This is a genomic window from Micromonospora sp. NPDC047548 (assembly GCF_040642975.1).
Lineage (GTDB): Bacteria > Actinomycetota > Actinomycetes > Mycobacteriales > Micromonosporaceae > Micromonospora.
Window position 1 is genome coordinate 1 of sequence record NZ_JBEYTI010000086.1, and the last position, 11529, is coordinate 11529.

The following is an 11529-nucleotide window of genomic DNA, read 5'->3' on the forward strand; positions in this document are numbered from 1 at the left end:
AACAAGCGCAACCCCACCGGGTCACGCCAGAGACTCCCTCAAGATCAATGACGGGCAAGAGCCAACTCGTCGTCACCTTCGGTGACGGCTAACAGTCCGGGGACCGGCAGAGGCGGTCCGGGGACCGGCCTGCCAGAGTCCGGGGCCGACTGTCAACGATGAGCGCCGGTTTCCCGGATAGTCCGAGTCGTAGCTCTGCTTGCCCGCCCCGCCTGCGGTCCTCGGCGGTGACCGTGTTGGCAATCTCCGGGCGCTCACCGCCGCCGCCGAGTCGCTCGAACTGCCCACGGGTGAAATGCCGCATCGCCAACCGCCAGGAAGTAGCGTTGAAGGTCGGGGACTGACCGAGGATCATCCAGCACGGCCAGAATCTCGGCGAGTGTCAGGGGCTGCGTCATGCTTCTCCTTCGGGTTCACCTGGGCTGGCTGCCAGAAACGAACGACAGGAACGCGCTGGGCGCCCCGCTCCACGACACGTGCAGGGCTTCCCGGGCGCGGGTACTGGCGACGAAGAGCAGGCAGCGCTCCCGGAGCATGTCGCTGTCGTGCTGCAACTGATCGACCTCGCTCGGCGTAACCTCCTTGCCGAAGGGGACCGCCTTGGCCGTGGCCCCCACCACCGCGACGCAGCGGAACTCCAGCCCCTTCATCGCGTGCATCGTGGCGAGCCGCACCCCATCGACGTCCGCCCCGGGCTGGTCCCGCACCCTAACGGCAGGGATTCCTGCCCCGCTTAGCTCGTCGTACACGCTGGTGAGAACCGTGTTGAACCGCGTGCAAACCGCGATCTCGCTCGGCTGGACGCCCTGTTCCAGCCACTCCCCCACCCGTTTGACGAGCGCCGCGACCTCAGCCTGAGGCGTCGGATACCCCGCCGCCTGCGGCCGCTTGCCGTGCAGCAGTGACCGGTACCCGGTGAGGCTGTCCTCGCCCTCACCGCCGAGGTCCTCGACCCGCGACCCCACGAGCACGCCGGTGGACCAGGACAGGATCTCCTCGGTGCTTCGGTAGTTGATACGCAGCCGGCTGCTGCGGCCGGCAACGGAGATGCCGAGGGCGCCGAGCGATACCCTGGAGTCGTAGATCCGCTGATGCGGATCACCGGTGATGAATAGGTCGTCGGGGCCGGGCGCCACCGCGGCGCGCAGCACTCGCCACTGTGCGGGGTGCAGGTCCTGCGCCTCGTCGACCACCACATGGTCGAACCGGTGCACGGTCAGGTCGGCGCCGTCGAGCAGTTGTGCCGCCCGCGCGCATACCTGCAGGTGTGTCATGGTGCCGGCAGCCGACAGCTCAGCCGAGAACATCTCGACGGCGTCCCATACCTGGTCGCGTTGCCGGGCGCCGAGTGCCGACCCTCTCCCCCGCCGGTTGGCCGCGCGGTACTCCGCCCGGCTTCGCACGTCCTGAGCGAGGACGACGTGCCGGAACTCCTGGGCGAGGAACTGCTCGGTCCAGTGCAGGGTCAGCCGTCGGCACACCCGCCGCCAAACCTGCCGCTCGTCCGCGTCCCCGATCGGAGACGCCACCCGGCCGGCGAGGGTACGCACGGTGCGGTTGGCAAGGGCGTTCACCGTGGTCACCTCGACTCGCGCCAACTGCTCCTCGTCGCCGAGGAGCAGCGCCAGGTTCTCCCGCAGGGTCGCGGCCAGGGCATTGGTGTACGTGGTGAGCAGCACCCGGCTGTCGGCCGAGCGGGACAGCAGGTGCTTGACCCGGTGCAGGGCAACCACCGTCTTCCCCGTTCCCGGTCCGCCCGTTACCTGCGCCGGCCCCTTGTACGACACCCGATACGCGACGCGGCGCTGTGACGGGTGGAGGAACACCCGCCAGGCGGCGAACGGCTTGTCGAGGATTTCGGCGAGCTCGTCTGGTCGGGTCACCAGCGTGATGCGGCTGGTGGTGTTGGCGATCGCCATCGCCAGGCTCTCGCTCGGCTCCGGAGTCGCGTCCGCCGGCCGGCGCTCGGCGACGAGGTCGCGGTAGACGTCATCCGGCGAGAAGTTCTCGGCGAGGTATTGCAGGACCTCGAACTGATCCTCGGGCAGCAAGGTGCCAAACGCTTCGAGCTGCGGCTTGTCGACGATCGTCCGGACGGCCCGCAGCACCTGGTCGTCGATGCCGAGATCACGCAGCACCGTGTCCGAGTGGCGCGCGAAGAGCAACGTCGGCGCCTGCGCCGCAGCCTTCTCCAGCGCCGGCGTGAGCTGTTCGATGGCGACGACGTTGCGGACTTCCAGCGCCCGCGTCGCCGTGTTGACCGTGTAGAGGCGCTTCGCCGCCCAGGTGTACGCGCTGTCGTGCGACACGACACTCAGCAGGAGGAAGGTGTCGCTGCCGTCGTCCGGGGCCAGCACGACTCCGCGCCAGAAGTCGTTGATGCCGATGGTCCGCATGCGCGGGTCCCTGGCATTGTTCACCGACTCCAGGTGCAAGCCCTTGTCGGCGTGCAACTCGGCGATGGTGAGCTGCTGGAACTTTGCCATCGCCTTGCGTACGCCGGCCTTGACCGGCTTCTCCAGGACGTCGTAGCTCTCCCAGAAGCTGTTGGCGAAGGCGAGCTGGGGGCACGGGCGGACCTCCGGGACGGTGGGTCGTTGGCGGCGGACGCGACACTACCGGCGGCGGCAGGGGTGGCGGTCTCGACCAGCGCCCGGCGGGGAGGTGCCGGGCGGCTGCGTGACGAAGGCGTCGGGGCCGGGAAGGCGAACAGGCTAGACCTGTCTTTCGCACATGGGGTTGAGTGACCTTTCGTCATGGCCAGCGGGGTTGGGTGGGGTCGACGTGTAAGAGGTCGAGAAGGTGGGCTTGTAGCCATCCGGGTTTCGGGATGGTGGGTGGTTGGCCGTGGTGGGCTGGGATGAGACGGAGGTCGCCGAGAGCTTTGAGGATCAGGCGTCCGGTGGGTTTCATGGGGCGGCGGTCGTTGGTGTAGAAGCCGATCATGTCGGTGTCGGGGGCGAGGTTGGTGCGGACCTCGCGTTCGATGAGGCAGAAGATGAGCAGGGCGAGGCAGATGACGGTGATCAGGGCGGTGATTCGCCGGTTGTGTTGCAGGAAGATCGGCGCGACGGCGAGGGGGCCTTTGAGGTCGCCGTAGCGGCGTTCGACGACGGGTTGGTTCTTGTAGCGGTGCAGAACTTCGGTGGCGTCGATGTCGGGGGCGAGGTTGGTCAGCAGGGCGTACCAGCCGTCACCGGCGGCGTCGGCGTCGATGGCGCTCTGGTCGAAGGTCCAGCCGAAGGTGGGTGTCCCCTCGGGTGTGGTGGTGATGGTGGTGTGCAGGTAGGCCGTGACCCGGCGGCGGCGGGCGATCTCGGCGGCCTTGGCGGTGACGGCCTGCACGGTGGGGTGGTAGCGGGTGCCCGCGGTCCGGGTGAGGGTGTCCAGTTCGGTGCGGGCCTGGGCGAGTTTGAGGGCGCGGGCCTTGCCGGCGGCGCCGGCGTTGGCGGTGGAGTACACCAGGATCCGGCGGAGCTGGTGGATGGGATCTTTCTTGCGCCGGCCGGGCAGGGTCATCACGTCCTCGGTGACCCGGTAGGCACCCCGCTGCCATGGGAGTGGCACGCGTACGGGGACGCGGTACCGAGCTGGTTCGAGTTGTACGTCGGCCTGGAATCCGCCGCCGCGACGCTTCGCCGCTACGACGAATCCCTGATACCCGGGCTGTTGCAGACGCGCCAGTACGCGCAGGCCATCTACCGGCTCGATCGGCCTGCATCCAGCGAGGAGGACCGGGAGCGAGCCGTTGAAGTGCGGCTGCAGAGGCAGTCCCTCCTGACACGCCGACTGCCAGCGGCTCCTCAGGTGCACCAGATCCTTTCCCCTGGCTTCCGCAGTAGGTAGACACCCGTTGGCCCGGAAAGCCTGCTCTGAGCTGCGGGAACGTTCGTTTCTGCGCCGTGTGGGCGTGTGCCCACACGGTCGGGTTGTCGCAGGTCAGGCGGGGTCTGCGGTGGTGATCCGGGGTGGGGGTTTGATGCGGCAGTCGCGGTAGATGCCGGCCTGTTCGGCGGTGAGCGGGGTGGTCTGGGTGATCCGTCCGGCCTCACCGGTCAGGGTGACCTCGTGGACGCGGCCGAGTTCGCTGCCGATGCGGTTCCAGGTGCTTCCCGTGGAGCGTTCGGCGACGCGGATCAGCAGCAGGGCGAGCCAGCACAGCAGCACGTGGGCGCGGATGCGGTGCTCAAGGCGGTGGAAGACGGGCCGCAGTTCCAGCACGGTCTTCAGATCGCGAAATCCGCGCTCCGCTTCCAGGAGCGCCTTGTAGCCGACCGCAATCTCCTCTGTGCTCAGGTGGGGGTCGGAGCTGGTCAGCAGGTACTTGCCGTCCAGACGCTCCTCGGCCTTGACCTTGGCGCGGTCGATGGCCAGGCGGCCGTTCTTCGATGTCCTCAACCACCGCTTCAGGGTGGGGTGTTCGATCAGGGCGCACTCGGCGCGCACGTGCGCGGCCTCCGCCCGCTCGCGGGCCTTGGCGCTGGTCAGGCGCTTGGCGTCGCGGTCGCGCTGGGCCTTGATGCGCTCCAGTTCGGCCTCGATCCTGGTGAGCGCCTCTTCGCGGTGGCGGCGGTCGCGTTCGGCCTGGGCGGGGTTGTGGCAGATGACGAAGCGCCGCCCGGGGGCCTGGTCGAGCCGGACCTCCTTGACGCGCAGGTTGTCGCGGACGTCCTGGTAGCGGCCCTGGCGCGCGAGCGCGGCCTCGGCCAGGTCGTTCCCGTCGCGCATGCGCATCCCGGCGATGTAGTGGCCGCCGGCCCGGGTGAGGTAGGACAGGTTGTCCGCCGAGGAGAACCCGCGGTCGACCACGGTGATCACCCGGCCGAGCTTCCAGTCGCGCATGTCGTCCTTGACCTGCGGCAGGATCGCCTGGTCGCTGGTCCCGCCGGGCCAGACCCAGCAACGGACCGGCACGCCCTCCTTGGTGACGGCCAGTCCGATGGTGATCTGCGGCAGGTCGTCGCGGTGGTCCTTGCTCTTGCCGTAGGCGCGGAAGGGGGTTTCGCCCGCGTCGGGCTCATCGCGCTCGAAGTAGGTGTTCGTGGTATCGAAGAACAGCAGGTCCACCTCGAGGTTCAGCAGGTTCGCCACCGCGAAGAACACCGCTTCCTGCACCTCGGCCTGGGCGTCGGCCTCCACCAGCAGGTCCATCGCCCGGTATGCCTGGTCCTCGTCCATGGCCGCGAGTCCGGGTATCGCCGCGTCGCGGCTGGCCCACTCAGCGGCCGACAGCTTGGAGGCCGGGGCGATCGCGCGGTTGGCGACCAGCGCGAACAGCACCCGCTCGACATCGGTGCGAAAGCGGCGCTCGCCCAGGATCTTGGCCAGAGCCCGGTCGATCTCCAGCTGCCGCCACAGGCCCTCGAGCAGCCACACCGCCCCGATCGGCAGGGAGGCGGTGACCTCCAGGCCGCCCCCCGCCGGTGCGGACGCGTCGGCGCCGTCCTCGCCCAGGTAGCGGTTGATCGAGGCGACCAGGCGGCGCAGCCCGGCGGTATCGAGCCGGTCCTCGCGGCCGAAGTTGTGCAGCACCTCGGCCTGCGTGGTGCCGCCCACCCGGCGATTGTGCGCGAGCTGCACGTAGCGGACCACCGTGCCGTCCTTGTTCTTCCGCTGGGTGGTCCGCAAGTACATGCCCACAGCATGAACGATCTCCCCAGGAAGATCCAAATCGGACCCCGGAAAGCGTGTGCCCACGCTTTCCAAGCCCTACCGACCCTACCCAGGCCCGCGACCAGCGACGATGCCGCTCAAGCAGCCCTCGCATGCCTACGAACTGCGGAAGTCAGGTTTCCGAGGCAGTCCTTCGTCGGGTCGTTGGCGGGCCGAGGGTCATGACGGCTCAGCTCCGACGCCTGCTGGAGGTAGGCGATCTGGCAAACGTGTCCGTCCGGGTGCTGCCGCTGTCTGCGGGCCCACCACCGGGGGCGGTCGCGGGATCCTTTGTGATCCTCGACTTTCCCGCAACCAAGGGTGGTCGAGCGGCGCCCGAACCATCCGTCGTCTACAGCGAGTCGCTCACGGGAGCGCTGTACCTCGACAAGCCCGACGAGCTGAGCGCCTACGAGGGCGCCTGGCGGGGTGTGGCAGCCCTCGCACTTGATGAGGGAGAATCCAGGGACATGATCAAGAGGATCGTCGGGGAGCTGCAGCATGACTGACCTGTCCGGTGCCAACTGGCGCAAGAGCACCCGCAGTGGCGGCAACGGCGGCGACTGCGTCGAGGTCGCCGACAACCTCCCCGGCATCGTCGCCGTACGCGACTCCAAGGACGCCACGGGGCCCGCCCTGACCTTCGCCGCACCGACCTGGTCTGCGTTCCTTGCCGCTGTCCGCCGAGGAGGACTTGCCGACTGATCCCGGCAATCGCGGTCGAAGCGATGCGAGGCAGACGGGTCAGGTTCCCTCGGAACGGCGCCGCTTCTGGTTCCTCGTTGCCCGGTACACCTCGACCGCCTTGCGGGAACTTCGCCAGATGCCGTCCGATCCCTGTACGGCGTCCAGACGCCCGCGCTGCGCAGCCTGTCGCAACGCCGGAAGGCTGAACTCCTTCGTCACCAGGGCCGCGAGCGGCACGAAGCGGGCAGGGCCGGCGACGTTCGGCACGATGAAGCGGTTCAGGTTGTCATACCTGGCACGGGCGATCAGTTCTCCCAGCGCACCGTAGTCTCCGACATCTGCCATCTGTATCGCGGTGAGGTAGACGTCGCGCTGGCGTCCTCGACCCATCGGTCGACCTGCGCCGGAACCAGGGGCCATGCGGCGGGGTCATCCCGGCAGAGAACGGGTGAACGTCGTGCTGCCTGAAGCGTCCGGGCCCTTCGCTGCCGGTGGCCTCGGGGTGAGGTTCAACGTCCCAGACGGGAGTCATGGCGGTGTGATGGACCTGGCGAACCCTTGTAACGCTGACCAGGCGACCATCGTGCCATCCGTCGGGTTCGATTGCCTGGTTGTAGACCCACCGGGCGGCGTCCGCATAGCCGCGGACCTCGTTGTACTCCCTCAGCGGCTTCGAACCGACGGCCCGACCCCGTTCCAGCAACGCCTGCACCTCACGCAGCACGAGGGTGTTGCCCTCCAACTTATCAAGTTCTGCGATTCGGTGAGCGGTGGCGCGCAGCAGGAGTAGACCGTCAGTACGGCAGGTCGATGCTCTGGCGGCGGGCGAACTCGCGGTGGGCGGCGACGATCGCGTCGAACCAGCAGGCGGCCATCTCGTCGGCCCGCATCACCCGGGTCGTTTCGGCCCTGAAGTTTTCGTCGCAGAAGGCTTCGGCGGAGACGACGCAGGGCTGCGCCTCGAGAGCATCCCTGAGGAAATCTACGGGCTCGTCCCCAGCGTCGACGATGAACTTCACGCCGTCGCCGAAGCTCAACCCCCAGTGCAGCCCGTCGCCAGTACCGACCCAGAGTTGCCTGCAGAGCCCCTCACGGGTCTGGGCGAAAGCCTCCCGCATCACGCTGTCGTCCGAGCAGATCGCCAACAATTCGCTCGGGGCGCGGCCGATGGCCTCGGCGACCGGGGGGAAGCCGGCGAGCCGATCGACGCGGTAGGTGACGTAGCCAGGTGTGCCGCTGGGGTCCTCGGACTCGACGTCGGGCATCGCGTACGGGGGTATTTCAGATGTCATGGGTTCATGTTCCTTCATGCGCCGGGGGCCGGGCTGGCGGCCCGGCCCCCGACGTGCCTGGCTAGTCGCCTATCGGGAAGTGGATGGTGAAGGGGATGTTGTTCCGCTTCAGGCAATCGAGCACGAGGTCCGATGGGCCGATTGAGTTGAACCCACCGTGTGGCATGAAGTGCCAGTGCGCACCCTTGATCCTCGTGTTTCGGAACTGCGAGTTAATCTTATTGTCCTCCAGGATCTTGTCCTGGTTGACCGGGTCGACGTACCAGGCGTCCTCCTCGCACTGAATGATGTTGTCGGGGTCGTGTTCAGTTGGGACCCCGGTCTTGACCTCGCGGAGGGTCCAGCCATCAGGCGCCCACTCGCCGTAGTCGGTCTGCCGGCCCTTTTTCTCGAACTGCCCTGGCGCGCCGGCTTGCATCAGCCAGAGTTTGGGCCGGCCGCGAGTATTGTCGTCACGCCATCCCATGAGTTCGTCGACGAGGATTTTCTCACCGTCGTTACGGCCCGAAGCCCATCTGACGTCCGAACCAGGGACGTGCAGTTTTTGTCCGTTGCTGCCCACCACCTGCATCGCCTTGTGGACCTTTACGAGGTCGGTGCGTTCACCTCCGAGCAGCCTGTCGAAGTTTTTCCTGCTGATCTTGCCGCTGGCTGCGGCGGCCAGGCCCTCCGGTTCGACGAGGGCTGCCCAGACCTCCGGCATGATGAGCTCGTAGGTGAGCTCCTTGACGGTGTCGGGGATCTTGTCGTACTTGGCGACGAACCGGGCCGCCGGCGTGAGGCGGTGGGTGTACTTGAGGACGAACTTCGCGACCTTGGCGGGGAGTGCGATCGCGTCACCGGCGTAGGGGACGACGCCGAGGATACTGAGCCCCGCGCTGACCCACTCCCCGTGGATGAGCGCGGCGATGGTGTCGCGGATGTCGGCGAGTCCGCCGAGGATCCAGCCGACGACCGGGATGACACTCAGTCCGCCGCTACACAGGTTGCCCGCGAGCCACGCCATCGAGTCCTTCTCGGCGAAGTCGCCGGCGAACATGCCGAGCAGGAAGTCGGTGACGTACGTCCACTTGCTGATCTGCTCGTCGAAGCGCCCGGGGTCGTAGCCCGAGCCGGCGTTGGCGACCTCGTAGTCGTCGCGTAGACCGTCTCCGTCGGTGTCCTGGACACGTGGGTTGATCGAATAGTCGTACTCGGTGTAGTCCGAGAGCCCGTCGCCGTCGGTGTCGACGTTGGCGGGGTCGGAACCGCCGTCCTCCTCCGTAAGGTCCTCGAGGCCGTCACCGTCGGTGTCGGTGTCGGTGGGGGCGGATTCGATCGGCGGCAGGTCGCCCGGCGTGGGCGGGGCGCGTGGCTGATCGGCCACGAGCGGGTTGCTGCCCTGGGCGACCTCGGCGCCGTCAGTCGCGCCGTCGCCGTCAGTGTCCGGGTTGGTGGGTGAGGTGCCGAGGTCTTGTTCTTGGAGGTTGGTGAGGCCGTCACCGTCGATGTCCTCCGCGCCGTCGGCGACCGAGTCCTGATCGGTGTCGACCGCGTTGGGTCGGGTCCAGCCCGCCAGCTCGGTGATCTCGAACTTGTCGGTCAGCCCGTCACCGTCGGAGTCGACCAGCAGCGGACTGGACCCGAAGCGCAGCTCCACCACGTCGATCACGCCGTCGTTGTCGTGGTCACCGGTGTAGGTGATGCCGAGCCGCGTGAGCACGTTGAAGCCGTTGCGCCAGGCGTTCGCCGCCTGAATCGTCGCCGGCTCCGGGTTGGCCTTGGCCAGCATGTCGTCGGCCTTGGCCAGGTTGACCTTGGCCGCCGCCAGATCCGCGAACGCCTCAGTCAGCCCCGCTGGGGCAGGCGCGGGCGGCGGGCTGGCCCGGAACGGGCCGATCGTCGCCTCGGCATCCTGGATCGCCGCGTCTGCCAGCAGACGCACCCCCGACAGGGTCTCCACTATCGCAACCACATGGGCCTGCTCGGCCTCGCCGTTGGGCGGGCTGGCACCGGTGAGCCGGCTCTTGAGGAACGACTCCAGATGCTGGAGGTTGTCGAACGCCGCCTCGCCGTCGCCGGCGCTCTTGAGCCGGGCGCCGTCGAAGTACCGGCTGCCGACATCCGCCAGCACCGGATCGATCCGGCTGGCACCCAGCCCGTCACCCACGTACGGCCGCAGGGCCTGGGTGGCCTCGGTGATGTAAACCTTCGCGTCGCGGGTGTACTTGGCGGTGGGGATCTTCGCGACCTCCACCTCCCAGAGACGGCTCCCCGCTGCCGACGCCGGGGCGGCGACCAGCGCCACCTGCGCGGCGACCAGCGCCACAACCACAGCGGCCAGTCTTGACCGCAATCGTCTCCTGTGCCTCACCGACACCTCCGTCTATGCGTAACGAACTAATATTTCGCGAGAATATCTACTGAGATCACTATTCGAAGTCCCGCCGGAAATAATCACCCATGCATGGACAACCATGTGCGAGTTGGCCTAAAGCGACATCCAGTGAGGTGATCTCAATGAGAATCCGGTAGGTACCGATATTCGAAATGGGTGAGGTGGAGTGCAGCGCGGACGATGTCGCCAACCTGTCGGGGGCTGGCGGTGCTGTGGCGCAGGGTGCACCAGCGGCCGATAAAGGGGCCTGCCAGTCCTGCGGGTAGGAGAGGAAGCCTTGCGCTGACCTGCCCGCCAGTACCGGAGCCAGGCTGGCGCGCCGGTACGATGCCCGCATGAGCTCAGAGGCGGTTGGCAGGTACATGCCCCCGGTCGTGACGCTCGATGACCTCACCGCGATGATGGCCGCGGACGAACACCACCGGTACGAGATCAGCCCCGAGGCAGTCCTCTCGATCATGCCGCCGCCGGGATACGCCCATGCGATCATCGGGACCCGGCTCATGGTGTGGCTCGCCCAGGGCGGTGTGCCGGCGGACCGAATCGCCCAGGCGGTCGGGCTGCGCATTGCGGGTCGGCACGGCGGCGTCGGCGGACGCATCCCCGACCTGGTCGTGTGGAGCAAGGCTCAGGCCGACGGGGTCTGGCTGCCGGTCACCGACGTACTCCTCGTCGTCGAGATCATTTCGCCCGGCTCCGAGGGCGCTGACACGGTGACCAAACGCAGCGAGTACGCCGCCGCCGGCATCCCGCAGTACTGGATGGTCGACCAGGATCCAGCTCAGACCGTCACCATGCACCACCTGGATGGCGACCGCTACGCCGCCCGAGCGACCATGCCGCTCGCCTGGGTCCTCAACGCCAGCCCAGCGGAGCACGACCTCGGCTGACGGCAACGGCGAGATCCGCAGTTTCTCAGCTATCCGCCGTTCGTATATCGATGAACGAAACTTGTCACACGATTTCGGCGGCTAATTCAACTTAGAGCGACCGGCAATAGGTGTTACTTGAGCCTGCGGGTGGTGGGTCGGGTGTCCCAGCGGTAGAGCGTGCGGGCACGCGGATGAGTTGACGGATTGTGACGATGGCTGCTGCCAGGTACAGGTAGAAGTCGATGATGTTGGCGTTGCGGTCGGTGCAGCGGCGGATCTTGCCGAACCCGTTCATCCACGAGTTCGTCCGCTCGACCACCCAGCGCTTGCCGACCTGGACCGGGGCGGGGATGCCCTTGCGCGCGATCTCTGCGTCGAAGCCCAGCTCGTCGAGCAGGTTGCGGGTGGGTCCGTTGTCGTAGGCGCGGTCCAGATGCGCGGTGACCTGCTCGGGCCAGCGATGCCGCAGCTGAATGCTGCACGCTTCGAAGGTGTCGCGCAGCAGCGGCGAGTCGTGCCGGTTGGCCGTCGTGCCGGTCAACCCGAGCGGGATGCCGTTGCCTTCCACGCCGGTCGAGCGTTTCATTCCGCCCTTGCCACGGTCGACCGGGGAACGACCGGCCCGGTCTCCGCCACACGGGGCTTTCGT

The 11529-nt window shown here is 67.7% G+C and carries 10 protein-coding genes and 1 pseudogene; 4 read left to right on the forward strand and 7 right to left on the reverse strand.

Annotation, left to right across the window (positions count from 1 at the left end; genetic code table 11):
• Positions 1-413: 413 nt before the first annotated feature.
• Both ABZ807_RS32435 and ABZ807_RS32440 read right to left on the reverse strand, forming a co-directional pair.
• Positions 414-2486 (reverse strand): UvrD-helicase domain-containing protein, encoded by a 2073-nt coding sequence (locus tag ABZ807_RS32435; protein ID WP_357166699.1) that lies wholly within the window; start codon positions 2484-2486, stop codon positions 414-416.
• Between the two features lie 268 nt (positions 2487-2754).
• The gene (locus ABZ807_RS32440; protein ID WP_357166726.1) at positions 2755-3567 is read right to left on the reverse strand and encodes a hypothetical protein; all 813 of its coding nucleotides are present in this window, start codon (positions 3565-3567) and stop codon (positions 2755-2757) included.
• Here ABZ807_RS32440 and ABZ807_RS32445 point away from each other — a divergent pair.
• Positions 3481-3846 carry a Scr1 family TA system antitoxin-like transcriptional regulator gene (locus tag ABZ807_RS32445; RefSeq protein ID WP_357166702.1) on the forward strand — a complete coding sequence of 122 codons (366 nt, stop codon included), beginning with the start codon at positions 3481-3483 and terminating at the stop codon, positions 3844-3846. The genes ABZ807_RS32440 and ABZ807_RS32445 overlap by 87 nt on opposite strands.
• A 93-nt stretch (positions 3847-3939) precedes the next feature.
• On the opposite strand, the gene ABZ807_RS32450 is transcribed toward ABZ807_RS32445, so the two are convergent.
• Positions 3940-5697, reverse strand: coding sequence for an IS1634 family transposase (locus tag ABZ807_RS32450; protein WP_357166723.1), 1758 nt, complete (start codon positions 5695-5697; stop codon positions 3940-3942).
• Here ABZ807_RS32450 and ABZ807_RS32455 point away from each other — a divergent pair.
• The gene (locus tag ABZ807_RS32455; RefSeq protein ID WP_357166705.1) at positions 5688-6161 is read left to right on the forward strand and encodes a DUF5753 domain-containing protein; all 474 of its coding nucleotides are present in this window, start codon (positions 5688-5690) and stop codon (positions 6159-6161) included. The genes ABZ807_RS32450 and ABZ807_RS32455 overlap by 10 nt on opposite strands.
• On the forward strand, positions 6154-6357 hold the full coding sequence (locus ABZ807_RS32460; protein WP_357166708.1) for a DUF397 domain-containing protein: 204 nt from the start codon (positions 6154-6156) through the stop codon (positions 6355-6357). Before ABZ807_RS32455 ends, ABZ807_RS32460 begins: the two co-directional genes overlap by 8 nt.
• Positions 6358-6396: 39 nt before the next feature.
• Here the strand turns inward: ABZ807_RS32460 and ABZ807_RS32465 are convergent, their stop codons facing one another.
• The 3 genes from ABZ807_RS32465 to ABZ807_RS32475 all read right to left on the reverse strand — a co-directional run bounded on the left by ABZ807_RS32465 (position 6397) and on the right by ABZ807_RS32475 (position 9945).
• A complete protein-coding gene (locus ABZ807_RS32465) occupies positions 6397-6729 on the reverse strand; it encodes a hypothetical protein (protein ID WP_357166711.1) in 333 nt (110 codons plus the stop codon).
• A 404-nt stretch (positions 6730-7133) separates the two neighbouring features.
• Positions 7134-7604, reverse strand: a complete 471-nt coding sequence (locus tag ABZ807_RS32470; RefSeq protein ID WP_357166714.1) for a hypothetical protein — start codon at positions 7602-7604, stop codon at positions 7134-7136.
• 88 nt (positions 7605-7692) lie between these two features.
• Positions 7693-9945, reverse strand: coding sequence for a hypothetical protein (locus ABZ807_RS32475; RefSeq protein ID WP_357166717.1), 2253 nt, complete (start codon positions 9943-9945; stop codon positions 7693-7695).
• Positions 9946-10343: 398 nt separating this feature from the next.
• Between ABZ807_RS32475 and ABZ807_RS32480 the strand changes: the two genes are divergently transcribed.
• The gene (locus ABZ807_RS32480; RefSeq protein WP_357166720.1) at positions 10344-10898 is read left to right on the forward strand and encodes a Uma2 family endonuclease; all 555 of its coding nucleotides are present in this window, start codon (positions 10344-10346) and stop codon (positions 10896-10898) included.
• A gap of 113 nt (positions 10899-11011) precedes the next feature.
• Here the strand turns inward: ABZ807_RS32480 and ABZ807_RS32485 are convergent.
• Positions 11012-11529 (reverse strand): annotated as a pseudogene (locus tag ABZ807_RS32485) (transposase); the annotation flags it as partial.

What these genes read in the sequence shown, in the direction of transcription:
- ABZ807_RS32435 (WP_357166699.1), bottom strand. Translation starts at nt 2,486, where the DNA reads ATGGCAAAGTTCCAGCAGCTCACCATCGCCGAGTTGCACGCCGACAAG.
- ABZ807_RS32480 (WP_357166720.1), top strand. Translation starts at nt 10,344, where the DNA reads ATGAGCTCAGAGGCGGTTGGCAGGTACATGCCCCCGGTCGTGACGCTC.
- ABZ807_RS32465 (WP_357166711.1), bottom strand. Translation starts at nt 6,729, where the DNA reads ATGGGTCGAGGACGCCAGCGCGACGTCTACCTCACCGCGATACAGATG.
- ABZ807_RS32470 (WP_357166714.1), bottom strand. Translation starts at nt 7,604, where the DNA reads ATGCCCGACGTCGAGTCCGAGGACCCCAGCGGCACACCTGGCTACGTC.
- ABZ807_RS32460 (WP_357166708.1), top strand. Translation starts at nt 6,154, where the DNA reads ATGACTGACCTGTCCGGTGCCAACTGGCGCAAGAGCACCCGCAGTGGC.